Annotated in this window: 12 protein-coding genes; 7 read left to right on the plus strand and 5 right to left on the minus strand. The window is 39.5% G+C overall.

The features are described 5' to 3' along the window. The first annotated feature begins 525 nt into the window (after nt 1-525). Together AAC000_RS10645 and AAC000_RS10650 are read left to right on the plus strand one after the other, a co-directional pair. On the plus strand, nt 526-3,693 hold the full coding sequence (locus tag AAC000_RS10645; protein ID WP_339722535.1) for a glycoside hydrolase family 2 TIM barrel-domain containing protein: 3,168 nt from the start codon (nt 526-528) through the stop codon (nt 3,691-3,693). A gap of 11 nt (nt 3,694-3,704) precedes the next feature. Then, the gene (locus tag AAC000_RS10650) at nt 3,705-5,267 is read left to right on the plus strand and encodes an arylsulfatase (protein ID WP_339722536.1); all 1,563 of its coding nucleotides are present in this window, start codon (nt 3,705-3,707) and stop codon (nt 5,265-5,267) included. Between the two features lie 604 nt (nt 5,268-5,871). Here the strand turns inward: AAC000_RS10650 and AAC000_RS10655 are convergent. Beyond that, the gene (locus tag AAC000_RS10655; RefSeq protein ID WP_339722538.1) at nt 5,872-8,142 is read right to left on the minus strand and encodes an EAL domain-containing protein; all 2,271 of its coding nucleotides are present in this window, start codon (nt 8,140-8,142) and stop codon (nt 5,872-5,874) included. Nucleotides 8,143-8,246: 104 nt separating this feature from the next. Further along, complete coding sequence (ffh, locus tag AAC000_RS10660; protein ID WP_339722539.1) at nt 8,247-9,623, minus strand: signal recognition particle protein; 1,377 nt, start codon at nt 9,621-9,623, stop codon at nt 8,247-8,249. Nucleotides 9,624-9,865: 242 nt separating this feature from the next. Here ffh and ccsA point away from each other — a divergent pair, with 242 nt between their 5' ends. Both ccsA and AAC000_RS10670 read left to right on the plus strand, forming a co-directional pair. After that, entirely contained in the window at nt 9,866-10,663 is a 798-nt protein-coding gene (gene ccsA, locus AAC000_RS10665) for a cytochrome c biogenesis protein CcsA (RefSeq protein ID WP_339722540.1), read from the plus strand. A 57-nt stretch (nt 10,664-10,720) separates the two neighbouring features. Continuing rightward, nucleotides 10,721-12,022 carry a CNNM domain-containing protein gene (locus tag AAC000_RS10670; protein ID WP_339722541.1) on the plus strand — a complete coding sequence of 434 codons (1,302 nt, stop codon included), beginning with the start codon at nt 10,721-10,723 and terminating at the stop codon, nt 12,020-12,022. A gap of 222 nt (nt 12,023-12,244) precedes the next feature. On the opposite strand, the gene sixA is transcribed toward AAC000_RS10670, so the two are convergent. After that, nucleotides 12,245-12,721, minus strand: coding sequence for a phosphohistidine phosphatase SixA (sixA, locus tag AAC000_RS10675; protein WP_339722543.1), 477 nt, complete (start codon nt 12,719-12,721; stop codon nt 12,245-12,247). A gap of 439 nt (nt 12,722-13,160) precedes the next feature. Here sixA and AAC000_RS10680 point away from each other — a divergent pair, with 439 nt between their 5' ends. From AAC000_RS10680 to AAC000_RS10690, 3 genes are all read left to right on the plus strand, one after another. Further along, nucleotides 13,161-15,917: an insulinase family protein gene (locus AAC000_RS10680; RefSeq protein WP_339722545.1), complete on the plus strand. Its 2,757-nt coding sequence runs from the start codon at nt 13,161-13,163 to the stop codon at nt 15,915-15,917. 183 nt (nt 15,918-16,100) lie between these two features. Next, nucleotides 16,101-20,615, plus strand: coding sequence for an EAL domain-containing protein (locus tag AAC000_RS10685; protein ID WP_339722546.1), 4,515 nt, complete (start codon nt 16,101-16,103; stop codon nt 20,613-20,615). 201 nt (nt 20,616-20,816) lie between these two features. After that, entirely contained in the window at nt 20,817-20,975 is a 159-nt protein-coding gene (locus AAC000_RS10690; RefSeq protein WP_339722548.1) for a hypothetical protein, read from the plus strand. Between the two features lie 510 nt (nt 20,976-21,485). Here the strand turns inward: AAC000_RS10690 and fadJ are convergent. Further along, nucleotides 21,486-23,630: a fatty acid oxidation complex subunit alpha FadJ gene (gene fadJ, locus AAC000_RS10695; protein ID WP_339722550.1), complete on the minus strand. Its 2,145-nt coding sequence runs from the start codon at nt 23,628-23,630 to the stop codon at nt 21,486-21,488. A gap of 10 nt (nt 23,631-23,640) precedes the next feature. Continuing rightward, nucleotides 23,641-24,951, minus strand: a complete 1,311-nt coding sequence (gene fadI, locus AAC000_RS10700; protein WP_339722552.1) for an acetyl-CoA C-acyltransferase FadI — start codon at nt 24,949-24,951, stop codon at nt 23,641-23,643. Nucleotides 24,952-25,173 lie beyond the last annotated feature (222 nt).

A 25,173-nucleotide genomic window follows, 5' to 3' on the forward strand; every position in this document is an offset into this window, starting at 1 on the left:
ACTCCGATAATGTCGCTTTGTTTTATAGCAGAGAAAAAATCAATCTACCCATAACCGTAAATCACAGAGCTACGTTTTTACTCAGCCAAAATACAGCTCACCCTATATATCAAGAGAATTCCATCCACTTTGACATACCATCAAATTATTAGCTGAATTCAAATAATAGTCTTAATCATTGAACTCTAAACTTAACACCTAAAGTTGCTGAAAAATTAAGATTTCAGGGTTAGATGCGATCCCCCCAATTTAACGCATTCAATGGCAAAACGTTACACTCGATACCAGGAAACTATTGAGTGTGCAATTTATAACGATTGAATATTGAGTGTCTTTATCAATTCTTAATAATTAACTTCTTTGTCTGTTTTCTTTTAAAAAAATCACAAAAAAACTTACGGTTTTACGTTAAAAACTTGTTATACAACTACACAATTTAGAATCAATATCTTTTGCAATGACTTAGGAATATATCCATTAAGATATTCTGTTATTTCCACTAGGTACGAAACAAAAAGGTAATTTATGCCAAGTAACTCTGGTTTAATAAAAACGATCACAATCTTGCTGAGTTTATCGTTTCTTGGTGGCACACAAGCGCAAGAATGGCAAAATCCCGAAATATTTAGAGTAAATAAAGAACCCGCTCGCAGCTTTTTCTATAGTTATGATAATGCTCAAGCAGCCTTTTCAATGAGCCCTTGGGATCAAGCTAACCATATGTTGCTCAATGGTCAGTGGAAGTTTAACTGGGTAGAATCAGTACAAAAAAAGCCAACTGATTTTTACCGTACCGAGTACGATGACAGTCATTGGGGCAGTATTGCAGTACCTGCTAACTGGGAGGTCAACGGTTATGGTACTCCTTTTTATCACTCTCACCAGTGCTTTAAAGCCCAAGCTAAACCACCAGAAATGCCTACATACTACAACCCAGTTGGCAGCTACCGTAAAACATTTACTCTACCTAAAGATTGGCAAAATAAACAAGTCTTTGCTCACTTCGGCGCAGTAAAATCAGCATTTTATCTTTGGATAAACGGTAAAAAAGTCGGTTACTCTCAAGATTCGAAAACCGCAGCAGAATTTGATATTAGTCCTTACTTAAAAGCGGGTGAAAACCAGATGGCCATGGAGGTATACCGCTACTCTGATGGCTCTTATTTTGAATGTCAGGATATGTGGCGAGTCAGTGGTATTGAACGTGATGTGTATTTATTTGCCACCCCTAAAGTGCATATCAAAGACTTTCATGCCTATACCACTTTGACCGACAATTACATCAATGGCGAATTACAACTAACAGCACAAATTAATAACAACTTAAATAAAAGCGTCAATGGTTATCAGCTACAAATACAATTATTGGATTTAGACCAAACTGAATTACTTAATCAAAGTTTAGAAGTCAACAAACTGCAATCTAATAAAAGTGGCCAAGTAAAATTTACCACAAAGCTTAATACCCCAAATCTTTGGAGTGCAGAGCAACCCAACTTGTATGATTTAAAACTCACCCTGTTAGATGCCAAAGGCACAGCCGTCGAGCATATAGGGCAAAAGTTAGGTTTTCGTTCCACTGAGTTGAAAAACGGCAATATTTTGATCAATGGTCAACCGGTATTGTTTAAAGGTGTGAATCGCCACGAACACGACCCTGTGACAGCTCACGTGGTTAGCCGCGAATCAATGCTAAAAGATGTCATGTTGATGAAGCAATTTAATATTAATGCAGTGCGTATGTCGCACTACCCTAACGACCCTTATATGTATTATTTAGCGGATTTATATGGCTTATATGTAATGGATGAAGCTAATACAGAATCACACGGCATTGGTGCGGCAAACCAAGGTCAGGGCTACAACCCAGACAACCACCTAGTCAATAAACCAGAATGGGCTGCAGCTTATATTGACCGAGTCAGTAATATGTACCATGCCACCAAAAATAATCCATCAGTTGTATTACGCTCGTTAGGCAATGAATCGGGTGACGGACCAAACTTAGAAGCCACTTATGATTGGTTAAAAAAACAAGAGCCTAATTCCCCAGTGATTTCAGAACAGGCCCAAATGCGCCGCCATACAGATGCCTATGGACAAATGTATGCTCCTATTAAAGACATTGAGCGTTACGCTAGACGTAAACTTGATAAAAGTCGCCCAGTTATATTAATTGAATATGAACATGCAATGGGTAACTCACTAGGTAACTTTAAAGAATACTGGGATAGCTTTGAGAAATACCCCGAATTGCAAGGTGGATTTATTTGGGACTGGGTTGACCAAACGTTCGCTATGAAAACCCTAGATGGCACACCTTACTGGGGCTACGGTTCTGATATAGAGCCACCCGCTACAGTATCGTCTTTGAGTTTCTCAGCCAATGGCTTAGTGTTCGCTGACCGCACCCCCTACCCTTACCTGTGGGAAGTAAAAAGTGCCCAGCAAAATGTTGGTTTTAGCAGCGAGCAAATACAGAGCGGAAAAATCACTATAAAAAACAAACACTTTTTTATTGACTTAACGGGCTATAACCTAAGCTGGCAGCTAATGGCAGATGGTAAAACAGTAGCCAATGGGCATAACATTGCCTTGAATGCCCCCGCACAACAAATCCAATCATTACAAATTGACTATGGCACTAACCTTAAACCTGGAGTGGAATATTTTGTCAACCTACAGGTAGCAAGTAACGAAACAAATGGTTTAATCCCAAAAGGTCACGTTATTGCATCATCACAGTTATCCATCCCTTTCCAAGAGGCATCAGAATCTGAGAGTCAATCCGATCGAACCCGATTATCGGTCAGCGATAAAAAAAGTTACTACCGCTTCGAAGGTAAAGATTACGACTTTAAAATTAGTAAAGTCAGTGGTTTGATAACTGACATGCAGTATTTTGATACCGCTATGTTAAAAGCTTCTCCTCGCCCAGATTTTTGGCGAGCCCCCATAGATAATGATTTCCCCATTACTGGTTATGGAGACAAATTTGCTCCTTGGCAAAAAGCAGGAAAGGACTTGACATTAGTCTCTATAAAAATGACTAAGGAGTCTAAGTATTCTGCCAAGGTAGAAGTAGAACATCGTCTGAATACGTTTGGTAGCCGATACTTCACCACCTATAAAATTCAAGGTAATGGAGAAGTACAAGCTGATATATATTTTTACGCTGCCCCACATAAAAAGCAGGCTGAAATACCACGTTTAGGCACATTATTTGAGTTGGACAAACAATTTGACCAAGTCAGTTGGTATGGCCGTGGACCACATGAAAACTACTCTGATAGACAAGATTCAGCTTACGTTGGACTATATCAAAGTACAGTTGCTGAGTTATTTGTACCTTATGTGCGTGCACAAGAAAATGGATTCCGTAGTGACGTTAGAAACGTTGCCTTTTATAATAAACAAGGACAAGGTATCCAATTTTCAGGCGAGCCATTAATCGGTTTTGGTGCTCAGTTCCACAGTACTGACGATTACCATGCAAATTCGACTGAAGTTAAAACCAAAAACATTCACCCCCATGAACTCCCCAATAAACAACGAATTTTTGTGAATATTGATTACCTCCAACGTGGTGTTGGCGGGACCAACTCCTGGGGGGCAGAACCGCTTTCTGATTACGTCATTCCCTATTTGGATTACCAGTATTCATTCTCATTTAAACCCTATACACATCGATAAGGCCGATACATATGATCTTTAACCTTCCACCAATTAAATTTATAGGCCTGTTAGGGGCAATGAGTTTGTCCCTATTGGCCACAAGTTGTAGTCAACAGCAAGATGCTGAGGTAGCTCAAAATAGCAGCGATAAACCTAACGTAATTTACATCTTAGTAGATGACATGGGTATTGGAGACATCGAACCTTTTGGCCAAAAATTGATTAAGACACCTAACTTGCAACGCATGGCAGATGAAGGGCTGATTTTTTCTCAACATTATGCAGGCAACCCTGTATGTGCTCCATCTCGCGCAGCATTAATGACAGGACAGCATTCAGGTACTAACCAAATTCGTGGAAATTTTGAATTAGGAGGCTTTGCTGATGAGGAAGAGTTTGGGCAGATGCCATTACAACCAGGCACAGAAACAGTGGCTAAAGTGATGAAAAAGGCAGGCTACACTACAGCCTTAATTGGCAAGTGGGGCTTAGGTGGCCCAGGTTCCTATGGTGTGCCAACCAAACAAGGTTTTGATTATTTCTTTGGTTACTTAGATCAAAAACAAGCACATAACCACTACCCAAGCCATTTGTGGGAGAACGAGGAAAGATTTGCCTTAAATAATGAATACCTTGACCCTCACGGGCAACTTGATGAAGATGCCGATCCTAACGACCCAGCAAGCTATGCAAAATTTAAACGCAGTGATTTCGCTCAGCAAAGGCTCACTGAGCAAGCGTTAGACTATATAGAAGGCAATAAACAAAAACCTTTCTTTTTATACCTGTCTTATGCCGCTCCACATGCTGCACTGCAAGCGCCAGACAAAGAAATTGCGAAGTATGCACACTTTGAAGATACGCCTTACGACGGTGTAGCAGACGGTAGCTACTTACCTGCTTTTAAACCAAGAGCAACGCGAGCAGCTATGATTTCCCATATAGACCAAGGTATTGGTTTAGTTATGGATAAGTTAAAAAAATTAGGACTAGACGAAAATACACTCGTTATCTTCTCAAGTGACAATGGACCAAGTTTCGAAGGGGGGGCTGACTTAGAGTTTTTTAATAGCAATAGTAAATTCAGGGGTTACAAACGTGATTTATATGATGGCGGTATTCGTATGCCTACTATTGCTCGTTGGCCAACCAAAGTGCCTGCAGGTCAAGTATCAGACCATGTATCTGCGTTCTGGGACGTATTACCAACTCTCGCTGAGTTAGTTAAGATTGAAGCGCCCAAAAATATTGATGGTTTGTCATTTTTGCCCACATTGTTAGGACAAGAAGGCCAACAACAGCATTCTAGTTTGTACTGGGAATTCCATCATTGGAATGGCTCCCACAAACAAGCGGTACGTATTCAAGGGCAAAAAGGCGCAGACTGGAAAGCAATTAGGTTCTTTGACACGCAATCAAAAGATGGCACTGCTATTGAACTCTATAATTTAGACATTGATCCGCAAGAGCAAATAAATCTAGCGTCTGAACACCCAGATCTCATTGCCCAAGCAGAAGAACTGTTTGTCTCATCACGTACTCGTTCCTTTATGGATTCATGGAATTTTGATTATTACGAAGGTAAACAATAACAAACTGGGATGTAAAAAATACCAATTGCTTAAATGAAAATATTTATCTTGTTTTATACTTTTGTATCAGCTTATTTCATGCAATTGGATAGGCTAATACAAGGTAAGCTCTACTCAGGCTGGCAATAGTCAGTCTTTAAGTCCCGAGACCCAATATCGTTAGGATAGTAGTAGACGATTTAGGTTGTAGTGATTTTTAGATGCCCTGAAAAACAACAGTGATCTCCAGCGCTAGAAGCTATAACAACATAGATCTTTAGCGCTGGATACTAGTGTATGCACAAAGCCCCCACCTTTTAAATGAACATATAGTATCCACAATTTTGCAGTTTTGGGCTTAAAGCCAACCTGTCGAAAATCAAGTTTTAAGCTATCACGGCGGGATCATGGAGTTGATGGTGAGTAGCTATTCTTCACAAAACAGTTAGTGGATAGTCGTTCATTACACAGCCAACTTATCCCTATGCTTGATGACCCCAAACAATGTTTGATGGAGCAAATCAATTACTCACCAATGGCTATTTAGAGCAAAAACGAGAGACCAATAAACAGTGCATATTTTGCAAGATTAGTAATGGTGCCAGCAATATCTAGCCTGATATTTTTATGCGCTATACCTTTGTTTTTGCAAAAACTCTATCAACATATGTTCAGGTAAAGGTTTACTAAAATAAAATCCTTGGATTTCGTCACAGCCCATAGACGCTAAAATCTCCTGCTGCTCAAGGCCTTCAACCCCTTCAGCAATGACCTTTAAATCTAAGTTGCGTCCTAACTCGATAATAGTGCGCACTATGGATTGGTCTGCGGTTTGATGTTGGATATCATGAATAAACGACTGATCAATTTTGAGCTTATCTATATTAAACTTTCGCAAATAACTAAGAGAAGAATAACCTGTTCCAAAATCATCAATTGCCAAATGTACACCTAACTTTTTGAGTTGCGCTAAGGTATCTATGGCTTCTTGTTCATTGAAGATAATGACTCCTTCGGTGACTTCCAACTCCAAATTTTTCGCTTGTAATCCCGTCTCCTTGAGTACTTTTTTAACTTTACTTAAGAAATCTTTACGACCAAATTGCAGAGGCGAAATATTGACGGCTATCATTAAATCACCGTACCCCAGATTGACTAAATTTTGCGCTTTTTGACAGGCAGTGTGCAAGATCCAATCACCCAGAGTGTCAATCAATCCTGCACGTTCAGCCAAAGGAATAAACTTACTAGGAGCAATCCAATATCCATTACGTTTCCAGCGGATAAGGGCTTCTGCGCCGATTATTTTGCCACTACTTAGGGCTAATTGTGGTTGAAAGTGTAATTCAAATTGGGTCTTCTCAATCGCAAAACGCATATCATCGATCAATTGTTGTTCGTAATGCAGTTTTTCTCCAAGTTGAAGATTAAACAACACATGATTTTTATCTTTACTACTTGCTGATTTATCTAGTGCGGCAAGGGTGTTTTTGTGCAGTTGGGCATAGTCAGTGCCATGCTCTGGAAAATTAGTAAAACCAAAATCTAGTTGCACTTGGTATTGGCAGTGAAAAATTGTTGAGCCTATCCTCAGCTCTATTTGTTCAACCAAAGTATCTATCTGCAATTTGTCTAGACAATTGTTACTTAACACAGCAAAACTTTTTTCACCCGCATGAAAAATTTGATAACCCCTCTTATCAATGTTTGACATGATGTTGATTAACGAGGCTGCCACTTCATTCACTACAGTAGACGCAACTGTGACCCCTTGGCCTGAGATTAACTGACTAAAAGAGCGAATTTCAATAAGTCCAAAGGTAAATTTTTGTTGGGATTGACACAAAAGTGTGACAGTTTTTTCTAGTTCGTAATGATTGAGTAGCCCCGTTTGCGGGTGATAACTTGCTCTATATTGCAATTCTTGCTCAAACATTTTGCGTTCGGTAATATCGGTTAAATGCATGTCCCATTGGCGTAGGTCTTCTAACCAATGGAGATCACATTGAAAGTACAATTCTGCAATCTGATATTCAAATTGTTTAGAGTCTGCTTTCCCCTCGAGCAAGAGTTGCTTTTGATGCGCCTCAATGTCTTTTGCTAATAATAACTCAGCTTTGCCCATGTCTAAGCCTAGCTTTTTGAGTAAATTTTCAGTCGCTGGATTGAAATAGGTCACCAGATTACGATTATCAAGACTAATAACAGGGTTTGGGTTTCGGGTAGAAAACAGTGATAGCCGTTGGTTATAAACAGAAGTAGACAAGTACGCTTTGATCGCCTTTGCCACTATATATGCTACAACTAAAGTGGCTAATCCATATAACACCACAAAAAATCGCACCAACTCAAGGCCATTCAAAATAACCCTTTCCGATTCTTCAACTTTATTTTCGGTTAGGTTAATTAATTGCTGAATTTGTGGGCTAGTCGCCCTGCGTACATCACTAATAGTGCGCAATTGTTGACGAGCTAAATTCCAATTTGTTTCTGTGGACTGAATATTTAACACAAACTCATCGGCGAGTTTGTTCAACTCTTGTAAACTGGACTGAGTGATCTGCAAAGGAGGGATATCACCAAATCTAACTATTAATTCGTCAAAAACCTCTTGTGCCTGTTGATTACTTTGGGCATACCCAAGCTGGAAATCATTTTGCTGCTGCGTAGCATAGAACTCGTACAAAAAGCGTTCTTTTTCTATTAGGCTATTGTTTAATTTACTCAACAAATCGTAAGAAGGAATTTGCTTTGCAATCAGATCTACAGTGTTTTGGGCGATATTATCGCCTTTATAATAAACCACAGCACTGACAGCTACCCCTAAAACCAACACTACAGCAAATATGACGTTAATAAGCTTGTGAGAGAGCTGGTTGACAATATTAATGGACAATGCAAAAACCTATTTAGGTAACATTTGAGTAAAGGTGAAGTGATAGAACAACTTAACAACAACTTATGTTGTGTTTTTTGTTGCCCTATCAATCAGAGTATATTTTAACGAGGTGGCGGTAATCCCCCCATTCCACCAGGAGGCATCATGCCTTTCATATTCCGCATCATTTTTTTCATGCCGCCACCAGACATTTTTTTCATCATTTTTTGCATCTGAGTAAATTGTTTTAGCAGTCTATTCACATCTTGAATTTGTGTACCTGAACCTGCTGCAATTCGGCGTTTTCGTCCGCCTTTAATCACATCTGGGCGTGAGCGTTCACCTGGTGTCATTGAATTAATGATAGCTTCCATTTGAACAAAAGATTTATCGTTGGCCTTGTCTTTAATTTGTGCAGACATATTACCCATACCAGGCATTTTATCCATCAAAGACATCATGCCGCCCATGCTACGCATTTGTTCCAATTGTTCTTTGAAATCTTGTAAGTCGAAACCTTTGCCTTTTTGAACTTTTTTGGCAAGTTTTTGCGCTTTCTGTTTATCTACTTTACGCTCAACTTCTTCGATTAGACTTAGCACATCCCCCATGCCCAAGATGCGCGAAGCAATACGTTCCGGATGGAAAGCTTCCAATGCATCGAGCTTTTCACCCATACCGATAAACTTAATGGGTTTCCCAGTAATATGCCTGACCGAAAGTGCTGCACCGCCTCGCGCATCACCGTCGGCTTTGGTCAATATAACGCCTGTAAGAGGTAATGCATCGTTGAAAGCTTTTGCTGTGTTGGCCGCATCTTGACCAGTCATGGCATCTACCACAAACAACGTTTCTATGGGATCAATTGCTTTATGTAATGCTTGAATTTCTCCCATCATTTCGCCATCAACATGCAAACGACCAGCAGTATCCACTAACAGCACATCAAAGAAATGCTTACGGGCAAAATCTATGGCCGCATTGGCAATATCAATAGGTTTTTGATCTTCTGATGACGGGAAGAACTCTACACCGACTTCAGTGGCAAGAGTTTCAAGTTGTTTAATGGCAGCAGGGCGATATACATCAGCACTGACCACTAGTACTTTTTTATTTTCACGTTGTTTTAATAAGGCAGCTAACTTACCGACACTGGTAGTTTTACCAGCCCCTTGCAAACCAGCCATTAAAACAACTGCGGGGGGCTGCGCCGCTAAATTCAGAGATTCATTGACCTGCCCCATCACCGACTCTAGTTCGGATTGTACAATTTTAATAAAGACTTGACCCGGATTCAGACTTTTACTGACTTCCGTACCAACCGCACGCTCTTTAACTTGAGCAATAAAATCTCTTACAACTGGCAGTGCTACATCGGCTTCAAGCAACGCCATACGCACTTCGCGTAAGGTATCTTTGATATTATCTTCGGTGAGTCGCCCTTTACCGCTAATATTTTTAAGGGTTTTGCCTAAGCGTTCGCTAAGATTTTCAAACATCTACTATGCTACCTACAATTTTCTATGGGGTTATTATATAGAAAATGCTAGCAGATAAGAATCCACAAAAGCATATCTATTAAGAGAATTTCTCAGTTAATGCTTAAAACTGAGTTGAGCTATGTTATGTGCTGAGAATAAGTGTTATTTTCTTACTTAACGTGTTGTTACATTGTGTATGGAAAATTCAGTAAGCAAATGTTTATCTCTCCTCCCAAAACTATTGATTCAGGTATGCTGTCATGTTGATAGTCAGCATTTGTTTTATTTTTTATATGCTGACCTCAGGCATTATTGTCACTGGTATGTTTCGAGAAAAAGGGCCAAATAAACTCGCAGCAATTATGACGGTAAGTGTTGCCATTGGGCTTCACATGCTGATTTTAAGTAGCGGGATCCTGATTGAACCCGAAACGGGTCAAAACATGAGCATGCTCAATGTGGCCTCTTTAGTAGGCTGGCTAATCAGTGTGACTATGCTCTTAGCGTCTTTTAGATTGCCCAATACTATCTTACTACCCGTTGTATACAGTTTTACAGGTCTATTAGTGCTGCTGAACGGTTTAATACCTAACGCACATGTCATGCAAATCAGCGTTAAACCTAACTTACTCATCCATATTGGTTTAGCATTGTTTGCCTACGCCTGTTTAGCCATTGCTTCTCTGTATGCGGTGCAATTGTCTTACATAAATTTGCGCTTAAAAGAAAAAAATGCGTCACTATTACATTCCTCTTTGCCCCCTCTGATGGCAGTAGAGAATATTCTATTTAAATTATTACTGGTCGGCACCGTTTTACTCACCCTATCGTTAGTCAGTGGATTCATGTTTTTAGATAATATGTTTGCCACGGAGCAAGCCCATAAAACTGTTCTGTCTCTTTTAGCATGGGGGTTGTACAGTGTTATCTTAATGGGTCACTCTATGTTTGGATGGCGCGGAAAACCGGTCATTTGGTCAACCATAGTGGGTGGTATATTACTTACCCTAGCCTATTTCGGAAGCCGATTTGTAAGAGAAGTCATACTTAACGCTTGAATAGCAGCTAAATTGCCCTTAAAGTGCGGTTTCATTATTGCCATAGGATTTCCATAGTTGGAAGACATTGCCACCAGTAGTTTATTCATTATTCTCGGTATTTTGATTTTATTCTCAGCATACTTTTCAAGTTCTGAAACTGGCATGATGTCGATTAATCGATATCGTCTCAAACATCTTGAAAATGAAGGCCATAAAGGTGCGTTGAGAGTGCAAAAACTGCTCCAGCGACCAGATAGACTAATTGGGTTAATTCTAATTGGTAACAATCTTGTCAATATTGCCGCCTCCTCAATTGCCACTATTATCTGTATGCGTTTATTTGGACATTTAGGACTGGGAGTAGCCACTGCTATCACTACGTTTTCTTTGACTTTAATCATTTTGATCTTTGCAGAAGTCACTCCAAAAACACTGGCGGCCCTGTATCCAGAAAGAATATCTTTTCCTAGCTCGTTTATTCTATTGCCACTACTTACATTGCTTTACCCCTTTGTGTACTTGGTTAATGGAATTTGTAACGGTCTATTAGCGCTTTTTCGAGTGCGGCCAACTGGTGACGATGGTAATAGTCTTAGCCGTGAAGAACTCCGTACTGTAGTGCATGAAGCTGGCGCTTTAATACCACAAAAACACCAAGATATGTTGATGGGGATCTTAGATCTCGAAAACGTCACGGCTGAAGATATTATGGTGCCACGAAGTGATATTGTGTCTATCGACATTAACGACGAATGGAAAGATATTCAAAAAAAATTGGTCAACTCCCAGCATACTAGGGTTTTATTATACCGAGACAGCATAGATGACGCAGTTGGTTTTGTGCATGTGCGAGACGCGCTTAGACTGCTTTCGAAAGATGAGTTTAGTAAAGCCACCCTGCTCAGAGCGGTGCGTGAAATTTATTTCACACCAGAGTCCACCCCATTACATACTTTGATGTACAAGTTTCAAGAAGTGAAAGAACGCATAGGTTTAGTGGTTGACGAATATGGTGACATTCAAGGATTAGTCACTTTAGAAGACATATTGGAAGAAATTATTGGTGATTTCACAACCAGCTTTTTGCCTGACCACAGTAAAGAAGCTGATTTGCAGCAAGATGGTAGTGTGTTAATTGACGGTAGCGCCAATATTCGCGAACTCAACAAAGAGTTAGATTGGCAATTCCCTACCGAAGGACCTAAAACCTTAAACGGGTTGATTTTGGAGTATTTAGAAGATATCCCAGAAGCCAATATCGGCTTACGCCTTGCCGGTTATCCAATAGAAATTTTAGAAATGAAAGATAATATGGTGAAAACTGTAAGGGTAATGCCCGAATTCCATCGTAATGACGAAACGAACTATTCGGAATAATTCATATTTTGGCGTTTGCGCGATTATTTTTGATTTTATTTTTAAAAAATTCTACTTTTTCGTTCAAGTTTGTCAGGCGATCATAAATACCCTGAAGCTCGTCATCGTGAGTCAGTTGCGATTCATTAACGTGATATTCCAACGCCTGTTGTAAGACAGCTGGTAAACTTTTGCTGATCATATTCAACATATCGGTTGTGACTAAGATTTTCTTAAACTAATTTAAACGGGATGATAAATTTTTTCTATTACACCACTTCCACTGTCAGTATCATAATCTAGCACCACAATACTTGAAGTGTCGAACAACATAGTCTGTTTGTCTCTATGCACCTCTTCTAGGAAATAACTCACAAAAGGCATGTGGCTCACAATCAGTAACACATTGTTTGATGGCGCGTCGTCAATTAGTACTTTAACAAAATCGTGTGCCACTTTTGGGTCTCCCTCAGGCGCCACATCATCACAAATTTTTGTCTCTATGACTGACACTTGAGAGCTAAGTTGCTGCTTTGTTTGCTGTGCTCGGACGTAACTACTTGTTAATGCCAGATCTATTGGTATATCAGCGCCTAGGTAACTTGCCAACCATTTACCGGCGTCTGTCGCTTGTTTTTCACCGTGGCTAGTTAAGATGCGCGTCTTGTCCTGCTCTCGAAACGTTTCAGCTTCGCCATGACGCATAATAATTAATTTCATAATTCTCGCGGAATTTGTGTTTGCCACATTAGAGTATGTTACAGCTAATATAGCAAAAAATTTAATTAAAAATCTGCACCTTTAAAAAATTAGTTTATGCTTGAAATGTCTTATACCAATCAGTATAAAGAATTGCTATCTCAAAACGTCCCAGCCGATTTTGGACAATGTATCGCTATTCAGAAATGCTAATACCCTTTCACAAAGGGTAAACGCGATACAAAGCAACTGGGGCTTTCGGAAGGATCCGTATTATATGTTAAAGATTTAAAGAAGCTTAATCAGACTTGTATGTGATTTGCAGGAGTTCCCTTAGCGGCAGATACGTGAACACCACATTCACTTGCCTTGTTTGGGCGCTGAGCATGTCGTCCATTGCAACTTGCTAAGCGGTCACTTCTTTAAATGGTTCTGTATTTCAACTGAGGAAAAGAAAATTTTGCTTAAAAGTGCCTACGATAATCGTCAATTTAACCACATAGAATTGGCTAATGGCATGCGAATTTTATTAGTACAAGACCCTAATTGCGTAAAAAGTGCCTGCTCTATTACTTTTAATGTGGGTCATTTTAATGATGATAAAGATTGTCATGGAATAACTCATTTATTGGAACACATGTTGTTTTTGGGCAATACTGAGTACCCCAAGGCCAATAATTTTAACGATTTTATTGGCACCCATGGAGGAAGTATTAATGCCTTAACCGGCACCGAATACAGCAGCTATTTTTACGACATTACTACTGAATATGAACAACAGGCATTGGCGCATTTATTTGCGATGTTTAGCCAGCCTCTGTTTGACCAATCTCTCATCGCCAGAGAAATTAACGCTATTGATGCAGAGTTTTTATTAAAACAAAAAGATGATTTACGACGACTTTATCAAGTACATAAAGAGACATGTAACCCAAACCACCCTTTTAGTCAGTTTTCGGTGGGCAATAAGCAAACTTTTGCACCTTTCAGCCCATTGCAACTGCAACAAAAATTGCGACTTTTGTTCGAACGTTTTTATCAACCTCAAAATGCCTGTTTGTGTTTGATAAGTCAGCAACAATTGTCCGTAAGTGAAGATTATGTTCGTAACCAATTTAGCCATTGGTCATCAAATAGTGAATTACATCGGGACGCACTACCAGCTCTTTATCTTGAATCTAACTTAGGAGTTCAAATCAACATATTGCCTTTGCAAAAGGCAAAAAGAATGATTTTGACCTTTGCACTTCCCCAGCAACACACTTATTACAGAAGTAAACCTTTGAGCGTTTTGAGTCATATATTAGGTGATGAAGGTGAAGGAGGTTTATTACATTTCTACAAAACCAAAAACTGGGCGACAAGCCTAAGTGCCGGTGGTGGAATTGAAGGCAGCACTTTTAAAGATTTCAATATTAACCTTCAGTTAACCGATGCAGGTATTAAAAACGCAGATGAAGTCATCACGGCACTGTTTTCGTATATTCAATTGATAAAAGATAATGGAATCGAACGATGGCGAATCGAAGAAACTGCCACACTTAACCAGCTGATGTGGGACTTTCCCGATCAAGCTAAGGCAATTGACGAAGCATGTCACTTTAGTCAGGCAATGTTTGAATATCCTGCACACCACCTAATTGCAGGCGACTATATTCTAGATAAACCGGAAGTGAATATAGTTTTACAGATGTTGGAGTTTTTCTGTCCCCAAAATATGCGCATAAAAACGGTCAATCCATTTGTCAAAACCACTCAAAAAGCCAAGTGGTATCATACGCCTTATAGTGTTACCCCTATTACTACTTCGCGTATAAAGTGTTTTCTTAATGGAAATTGGCGTTCATGTTTTATGTTACCAAAAGCCAATCAATTTTTACCTCCTAAAAAAACGTTAAACGCTATTAATTTAGAATTTGTACGACCAAAAAATATTATCAGCGAGACTGGTTTAGACATTTGGTATGGGCAAGACGATAAATTTAAACAACCCAAGGGAGATTGCTTTTTAACTTTTGATTGCCAAGCCGTAAATGAAGGGGTGCAACTCACTACAGCGAAACGACTTTGGGTCGCTCTATTAAACGAAAAACTTAACCAAAAATATTATCAAGCGAATCTGGCTGGTATGCATTTTCACTTGTATCCTCACCAAGGTGGATTTTCGCTGCAAACCAATGGTTTCAGTGCCAACCAATTACAGTTCTGCACCAATCTATTAACACAAATTGTCGTAAATGAAGATTTCTCTAATAGTTTTTCTCAAGTAAAAGCGAAACAATACCAAGGTTTATCCAATGCTATTTTGAATAAACCTATCAACCGTCTTTTTTCAACACTTGCAGTTATTATGCAACAACAAAATCAACCTACATCAGACATGATACAGGTTATGGAAAATTTGAGCCTTGATGACATTGAATCAACAAAGATAAAGTTACTTGATCAATTTCACTTAGAGGGAATGATGTATGGTGACTGGTCCCCAGAAGATGCGTACCGTGTAAGTGCTGATATTAAAGAATTCCGATTGCGCCATAAAACCGCTACAAAAATTCATAGAGGCGTCGCAGATATTAGGCACAGCACAGCGATTTCTTATCAGGTAGAGTGCCAACATACAGATCCCGCAGTTGTCATCTACTTTCAAGCACCTGATGCGAGCCTAAAAAACGTCGCATTAACTATATTGGCAGAACAACTATTAGCCACACCTTTTTTCAATCAACTGCGTACTGAACAACAACTTGGTTACTTAGTGGGTAGTGGCTACATTCCTTACAACCAACACCCTGGTATAGGCTTTTATATTCAGTCCCCCCACCATCCTGCCGCGTATTTAATAGATGCTATACACCTTTTTTTACAACAAATAGTAGAAAATATTGACCAGTTCATCCACATTTGGGATGCACTCAAAAAAGGCGTTATCAAACAATTAATGGAAAAAGACTCGAATTTAAGCATGAAAAGTCAGAGATTCTGGATGTCTATAGGCAACCAAGATACAGCATTTACCTACAGTGCTAGGATGACCCAAACCATATTGGATATTGACTTTTCCGCCCTGAAAATCTACCTGATTTCATTGGTATCACGACAAGGCTTTGGAGAGGCAATTTTATGCAGCGCGAGTACGCAACATGACCCCTTCACTTTCCAAACTGAAGTGATAACAGACATTCAAAGTTTTAAATCCAGTACCCAATACCTTTGATAATTAGAATATTTAGCTAAAAAAGCAACAATCAGTCACTTTTCACCATAAGACATCTATTTAAACAAGATTAACACTTGTAGCTGCCCTATAAATTAGGCATATTTAGGAATGGCAATATGGATATGCCGACGACGAAACCCAAGTATTATAAGAAGGTAGAAGACTACCTCAAGGTGAGAGTTGCATATTCGTACTTTAATAACATTTCGCAGTTTTTTATTGCCGCTTCTGCTAGGCATCTTTTTGGTGCATGCTTCTCATGCAGCTAACAATGTATTTGTTAAGTATTCTAAATCTCAAGGCCTAGTGCAAAACACTGTCACCAATATCCTCGAAGATCCCAATGGCTTTATGTGGTTTTCTACTTTTGAAGGCTTGAGTCGTTTTGATGGTTATGAGTTCAAAAACTATAGATATTCAAGTAAGGACCCTAACTCACTTCCAAATAATTTCACCAAAAAACTAATTTTAGATTCCCAAGGCAACCTTTGGGTAGCCACCCAAAATGGACTGGCTAAATACAATCCATTGACGGACAACTTTAAAAACTATAACAAAGATAATAGTCAATTAAGCAGTAATGATATTTTTACTATTGCTCTGAATGAAGATAACAAGCTATTAGTTTCCACTAATTCAAACCTATACATTTATGATGATTTAGCCGATAGATTTCTTCCATTAACTTATAGTGGATTGGAGCTTCCCACTCAGATTAAGGTCATTTATAACGAACCGGATAAAACTTGGTTTGGCAGTATTGGCCAAGGTATGTTTATTCTTGAGCATAGCTCAAACACCCTATTCAGCTTACAAAGCTCCAATCCCTGGAATATAAAGATTGATGCGAATGTCATTTTAGATTTCAAATTCATTGACGGTAATTATTGGATAGGAACAGAACAAGGTGCTTACAAAACTGATACTCAAACGTATAAAACCCTGCGACTAAATACGCAAAGTACCCCTTCCATTGTCGGCAATCAAATCAGAAGTATTATCCAAAATCAGGATAATAAAATATGGTTAGGAACGGAAGCTGGCATTAGTATTTTTGACACCGAAACCAACCATGTATTTTCATACAATAATAAAAATAGTACTAGTTTTGGTTTGGATAGTAGTTTCATTCATAGTTTGTTTTTAGATACCAACAAATCCATTTGGATAGGTACCTATTCAGGTGGTTTATATCGCTACAATACTGATAGCTCTCAAATAAAGTTCTTTCAGAAACAAAGTGATAACTCAAACTGGCTCTCAGGAGATGTAGTTTGGGGTATAGATCAAGATTCAAATGGAAAAATATGGGTTGGAACACAATCTAAAGGTCTAAACAAGTTCGATACCAATAATTATACTTTTAAGAGATATTTGGAAAACTTCAAACACAATATATGGTCAGTTGAAGTAGACCAGTTTGACAATATTTGGATTGCGAGTTCAGGTGGTATCTTTATTTATAAGAATGAAAATGAAAACCTGCTGAAAAGTATAAAAACGCTATTCCCAGGTAAAAACATTGGCAAACTTAAATATTTTTCTGAACGTATTTGGTTCCCAGTAGAAGATAATTCCATAAAATGGATCGAGCCAAAGAATTTTGAGGTAGTGTCGATTGAATTGGCGAATAAAAATATCAACTACGTTGATCCTATGCTGCTCGACAGTGACCAAAATATATGGCTCAGAACAAACTTAGGCTTAATGCTATTTAATATAGAAAATCAACAACTCCAACGAATAAACCTGAATTTTGATAATTCAATAAGGTCGTTCAATTCTGTTATCGAAACAGAAGATAGCTTTTGGTTAACAACTCTGACTCATGGGATAATTCAGTTAGATAAGGATTCTTATCAAGTTCTAAGTATTTTGAACACGGAAAGTGACCTAGCGAGTAATCAGGTCATAAAAACTATCCGATACAAAAATAGCCTTTGGGTTTCTCACACCAGCGATGGGATTGACGAAGTTTCCTTGGAAACCGGCAAAGTTTTGCAAAATATTGCCCCAGAAAGATTACTTTACAATGAGCTGAATGAAGACGCGGGTTTACTTTCGCAAACAGGTGAGATTTTATTTGGAGGTTCCGATGGTCTGCTAATGTTCAATCCAGACGAGTTGTCTTTTATCGCAAATAAACAGAAGGCTTCAAAAAACCAACGACTGAATAACAAAGCACCAACCATTACCCAACTACGTTTATTTAATTTACCAATATCGATTCATTCCTCTAACACCCCGCTTTCAAAACCTATCAATTTATCGAATAGTATTGACTTGCCAAATGAATCGTCAAGGATAAGCATAAAATTTGCACAGCTAAACCCTGTTAGTCCAGAAGCCGTAGAATATCGTTATCGACTTTTAGGTTTATCAGACAAATGGATAGAGACCGATGCTGAGTCCTTAAGGAGAGCTGAATTTTCGAATTTGAATTTTGGCAGTTATAAATTTGAGGTACAGAGTAAAAATCCTTTAGCCGCTTGGTCTGAATCAAAATCGCTACGAATCAATATAGCCCCTCCCCTTTGGCTAGAGCAAAACGCCTTAATTTTATATGCGTTTCTTAGCATTCTAATATTGATTTATTGGTTCAAACAAATCCGTTCTAGAAATGCCATACGTCAATCCATTTTAGAAAATGAAGAACGATTAAAACTCACCCTTTGGAGCAGTGGCGATGAACTTTGGGATTGGGATATATACCAAGGTCAGGTGTTTCGTTCCAATACTTGGGGAACCTTAGACTTTCCTCAAGATGATATTAGAGTGAATAGCTCTTACGAAGCCAACATCCACGCAAATGACATTCAACGTGTGCAACAGTCATTGAATGAGCATCTGAGTGAAAAAACCGAACATTACGAAATTACTTATCGAGCGAAAACCTACAAAGGTGACTGGATATGGGTGCTCGACCGCGGCAAGGTGGTATCTAGGGATAACAATCATCAACCACAAAGGATGACTGGCACATTAAAAAATATTAGCCATTTAAAAGAGGCTGAAGAGCAACTTAAATTATTTAAGCGTTCAATCGAAACCATATCAGATGGTGTATTTATCACAGACACCTCCTTTAAATTTATCTCAGTCAACAATTCCTATTGTAAGTACACAGGGGAAACCCGTGAGCAGGCTTTAGCCAGTTATTTAACCTTTCATCAATATCCAGGCGCATTTACCGAAGAAGTCAAAAAATCATTACAACAAAAAGGTAATTGGTTAGGTGAAGTGGAATCCCGTCGTTCAGATGGGGAAAAGTATGAAATGGAATTGAATATAGATGCCATCACAGATGAAGATGGCAAAATAAGCCATTATGTTGGAGTTTTCTCAGATATTACTTCACGTAAAGTCACAGAGAAAGAACTGCTTAAATTATCCAATACCGACCCATTAACGGAGTTACCTAATCGCTCTTTCTTCCAAGCGAGCCACAGTAATATTGTTCGTAGGGATACACAGCACGCCTTGATTTGTTTGGATATGGATAACTTTAAAAAAATCAATGACTCCTTAGGGCACCAAACAGGCGATATATTAATAAAACAAATTGCCAAAAGGTTACAAAAAATAGGTGGTACAAAAGCGACCTGTTATCGCTTAGGTGGTGATGAATTTAGCATTTTAATTGATAACTCTACAGATATTCACTACATCACCCATTTTGCACAAACTATATTGGATAATATGGCTCGACCTTTTATTATCAATAAGCAAGAATTTGTATTAGGCGCCAGCTTAGGTATTGCTTTCTATCCAGAAGATGGCAGTAACCCACAAGAACTCCTAAAAAATGCCGACACTGCGATGTATTTTGCGAAAAACTCTGGTGGCAATAAGTATCAATTTTTTAGCGGCGAAATGAATCAAAATGCCGTTCGTCAATTGCAAATAGAAAACCTTATACGCCATGGTTTAAAAGAAGATTTATTTACGGTTTTTTACCAACCTAAAGTAGATATTGCCACTGGCAAGTTAGTCAGCATGGAAGCCCTAGTGCGTTACGAACACCCTGAAAAGGGCCTAGTTAGCCCTGCTCAATTTATCCCTCTTTCTGAACAGACAGGGCAAATCATTGAGATTGGTGAAGTAGTGCTTAAAAAGGCCTGTGAAGACACTAAACGCTGGGTTGACGCGGGTCTCTTTACTGGTCGTGTTGCCGTTAATATCGCTGCTCGTCAATTTGAGATCCCAGACTTGGATGAACGCATTGTCAGTATTCTGCAAAAAACGGGCTTATCACCATTACATTTAGAGTGCGAAATTACCGAAGGCACCTTAATGCAAAACCCTGAAAATGCCCTTAGGATGATGCAGCGTTTGCGTGAACGAGGTATTCACTTAGCTTTAGATGACTTTGGCACAGGTTATTCATCCCTTGCGTATTTAAAACGCTTTCCTATCAACACCTTAAAAATTGACAAAGCCTTTATCGATGATATTGCAAAAAGTGCTGAAGATAGACATATGACCCAAGCAATAATCACCATAGCCCATAATTTAGGCTTAAAAGTGGTTGCTGAAGGCGTTGAGCATGAGAATCAATTGTCAATTTTACGACGTTATAAGTGCGAAATGTTGCAGGGCTACCTCTACAGTAAACCATTAAATGCCGTCAGATTTGAGCGATTACTCAAAGAAAATCACCAACTACAAAAAGTTATTCAAAACTCTAGCGTTTGAACTTAGAGCCGCATCCCTCACTACAGCCCTTGTACAATAAGACATTAGGGTAAATTATTTAAGCTATTAGTCGAATAAAAAGTGCTATTTCAGTGGTAAATATTATTCACTTGTCAATGTTGGCACACTTCTCGCTTTTATTACTGTGACCGGCAATATAATGTCGGCATAAACGTCAATAAAACAACGAGGAAATGAAAGATGTTAAAATCTTATGCAGTAGCACTAGTATTAGCCACAACTACTCCGGTAGCCCTTAAATCTGAAGAAAGTGTTCAAGCACCTGCCAAAAGTCAGGCTGCTACAACAACAACTGCAGATACTAGTAAAAATGGGATTAAAACTAATACTCAGTGGTAAAGCAAATCGACGCTCAAATTAGTATTAATGAGTGCTTGATTGAAATGTTGCAAATAGTCAAGTTATGACTATCCGTAGCTTAGGATGTAACATCCTTTCAGTATATTTGTAACTAAGTTAACTTAAAAAACAAAAGAGAAGGAACCTCTTTTTTTTTATGCCCAGAATAAAGCTTTACTCAATCCCCTTGCTCTCACTAGTTTGATTCTTTGTCTAGATCTGAATAAAGGATAGATTACTGGACCAAAGACTAATCCCGCCAATGCCCACTTCTTCGCCGTTAACCCCGTTTTAAAAGACTGCACATAATACATCAGACTAAACAGAACTGAGCTTATAAAAAACAACAACAACTTGTGTACTCCTGCATTGGATAAAACTCGCGACCAACAAGTGGCTAACACGATTAAGTTTGTGCTAGTGATTTTATCAAAACAAATCACATAAAAAAGCCCAACTTAGCTATAAGAAAGTTGGGCTTCGAATAAGAAAAAATTATTACCTAATTATTTAGTAAAAAGAACGCCCCTCTTCAGCCATCTTTTTCAAACTTTCGGCTGGTGTAAACTTATCTCCAAGCAAAGCTTGATAATGTTCTAATCTAGCCACAACATGAGCAATTCCTAGTGTGTGCATATAGCGGAACGGCCCACCTAAGAAAGGAGGAAAACCGATACCGAAAATAGCGCCAATATCACCGTCCCGAGCATTGCGCACCACACCTTCATCTAGACACATAGCCGCTTCGTTTAGCATTAATAACACACAACGTTCGGCAATTTGCTCATGACTCATTTTAGACGCCGGAGTAATGCCTAATAAGGTATACAAAGACGCGTCTACTTCTTTTCCAGGTTTCTTACCTGAGTAATCATAGAACCCTCGTTTATTCTTTTTACCCTTACGGTCATCCGCCAAAATTTTGTCGAATCCAGGGTTAGAAGCAAAACGATCACCAAACTGAGCCTGTAGGAAAGGTCCAATTTTAGTGCCAACATCAATACCTACTTCGTCTAACAATTTAACAGGGCCCACCGGGAATCCAAACTTCACTAAAGATTTATCAATGTAGTCTATTGGCTCGCCGCTTAGCAGTACTTCTGCCGCTTCGTTCATGTATGGCGCTAAAATACGGTTAACATAAAATCCCGCTCCGTCTTTCACAACTATTGGCGTTTTACCTTGCTTCTTAGCCAACTCAACTGTGGTTGAAATGGTTTGGTCAGAGGTTTTATCGTGAGCAATAACCTCTGCAAGAGGCATTTTGTCTACTGGGGAGAAATAATGTAGACCTATTACCTGTTCTGGTCTTTTTGCTTTTTCAGCGATTTGTGTAATGGGTATAGAGGACGTATTAGAGGCGAATATTGTATGTTCAGCACAATTCTCTTCTACTTCAGCTACCATCTTTTGTTTTAAGGCTAAGTCTTCAAATACTGCTTCAATGACAACATCGGCGTCACTAAAACCTGAATAATCCACTGAGCCCGTTAACAATGCCAATTGTTTTTGCATCTCGGACTTTTGCATAAACCGACGTTTGACTTTTTTGTTAAGAATATCAAAACTGTACTTAATCGCGTTGGCTATACCTTCAGAACGAATATCTTTAATACGCGCTGGTAGCCCTGCTTTGGTCGCAGTAACAAAAGCGATACCACCGCCCATCAACCCACCACCGAGTACCCCTATTTTCTTAAGCGGTGCGGGTTGCACTCCATCCACACCGGTTTCTTTTTTCATATCAGTTGTGGCAAAGAATAAACTTCTAAGGGAAGCCGATTCAGAACTCATAACCAAATTGCCGAAATGTTTGGCTTCGACCTCTAAGCCCTTTTTAAAACCTTTATTCAAACCTGTTTCAATGCAGTCAATAATAAGCTCAGGAGAAGGATAATTACCTTGCGTCTTACTCGCCGTTTGTTTGCGGGCTTGCTTAAACATAAGATTGCGTCCAACCGAGGTATTTTCTAAGAATTTGCCCATGACATCTAACTTAGGACCTTTACGCTTTGGCTTAGGTTTTTTCGCCATTTCAATAGCAACATCCAGCAAAATGGACTGCGGTACCATATCGTCAACTATGCCGTATTTTTTAGCCTGTTTTGCTCGCACTGAGGCGCCAGTCAACATCATTTTCATCGCTTGCTGAACACTGATCAGTTTAGGTAAACGTTGGGTACCACCACTACCTGGTAATAAGCCAAGCTGAACTTCAGGCAAACCCAATTGCGTTTTTGTATCGTCACTGCAGACTCTATAATGACATGCCAACGCTAACTCTAATCCCCCTCCTAACGCGGGGCCATGGATCGCAGCAACAAAAGTGACTGGCATATCCTCGATACGCTGAAACATATCTTGACCACCTTTAGCGATAGTTGTGGCATCTTCTGCACTTTCACACGCTGCCAGCATACTGATATCTGCACCGGCCACAAAAGAATTGTCTTTACCGCTTATAACCACTACGCCCTTTATGCTGCTATCTGCATTAATTTGCTCGAGTACAGCATTGATTTGTTCGGCGAATTCCACTTTAAGGGTATTCATACTTTCGCCTGGCACGTCCATAGTCAAAATGGCCACACCGTCGTCACGCACATCTAGAGTAAAGGCACTTTGCACGTCTGTTGCTTGCTTATCTGTTGTCATATTCATCACCCTACTCAGTTTCAACTATCATAGCTGCAGCTAAACCACCTGCAGCACAGGCAGTCAGTAAACCAGAACCTCCACCGCGGCGATTCAATTCGTTTAACATCTGCGTAATCATTCGCGTACCTGTTGCGGCAAATGGATGCCCATAGGCTAAAGAGCTACCCATCACATTAAATTTATCCATATCAATCTCACCAGTGGCCTTGCTACGGCCTAATTTTTCTTGGGCAAACTTATCACTGGCAAACATTTTTAAATTAGCTAAGGTTTGTGCAGCGAATGCCTCATGCATTTCTATCAATGTAAGGTCGTTTAATGTCATACCCGCTCTATCTAGTGCCATAGGTGTGGCATAAGAAGGACCCATCAACATATCTTGCCACACGTCGATTGCGGCCCAAGCATAACTTTTAATATAACCAAGTGGGGTATAGCCGAGTTCTTTGGCGCGACTTTCGGTCATCATCAATACAGCAGAACCACCATCGGTTAGCGGTGTTGCGTTCGCCGCAGTAACTGTCCCATGCTTTTTATCAAACACCGGACGAAGTTTGGCATAGCCTTCAAGTTTAGAATCAAAACGTACGTTATTATCTTTTTCTAACGCCCCTCTGAAAGGTTCAGCGTATGCCGTCATGACTTCGTTGGCTAACTTACCCTCGTTCCAGCTTTGTGCGGCCAAAGTATGTGAACGATGCGCCAAAGCATCTTGATCTGCTCGGCTGATATTATGAGTTTTCGCCATTTGCTCTGCGGTTTGTCCCATAGAAAGGCCAGTTGAGTACTCTGCTACTGCTGGCGGTACGGGCATGAGATCTTTCAGACCTAATTTTTTAAGTACTTGCCATTTTTGCCCAAGGGTTTTAGTTTTTTGTAAGTCAGTTAAGGCTCTGGCTAATTTTTTGGAAACACCTATTGGTGAGACAGAAGTGGAATCAGCTCCCCCTGCTATCCCTACACTAATATTTCCGGCCATCATAGACTCGGCGATATTCACTGTAGATTGAAAACTGGTGGCGCAGGCTCTAGAGACACTGTAAGCATCGGTGTGCACATTCATGCCTGTGCCTAGCACTATTTCACGGGCAATGTTTGGAGCTTCAGGCATTTGTACCACCTGGCCATAAATCAATTGCTCAATAATCATAGGATCAACGTTATTGCGCACTAACATTTCGTTGACTACCATTTTTCCGAGATCCACCGCTGGTACGCCATGAAAGTAAGTGGCCATTTTTGCAAATGGCGTTCTTAAACCTGCAACTATAGCGATCCTGTCGCCTTCTCTCGTTTTGACTATCTGCTTAGCTGTCATTTTATGCCCTTGTAAATGTTCAAACGCCAGTGGTCTGACCTGTAAAGTTTAGCTGATTGTACCTAGTAACCATTATGACTTCAAGGCACCTCTATATTTCCATTAAGCAAATGATTAACTGTCTTACAATGACCTATAAAATCCACGTACACTGGCCTCCATAGATGGCCTCCATAGATGGCCTCCATAGCCGGTTCATAGAAGTCTAGATGAAGAATTGGA

This window comes from uncultured Paraglaciecola sp., assembly GCF_963977085.1.
Lineage (GTDB): Bacteria > Pseudomonadota > Gammaproteobacteria > Enterobacterales > Alteromonadaceae > Paraglaciecola.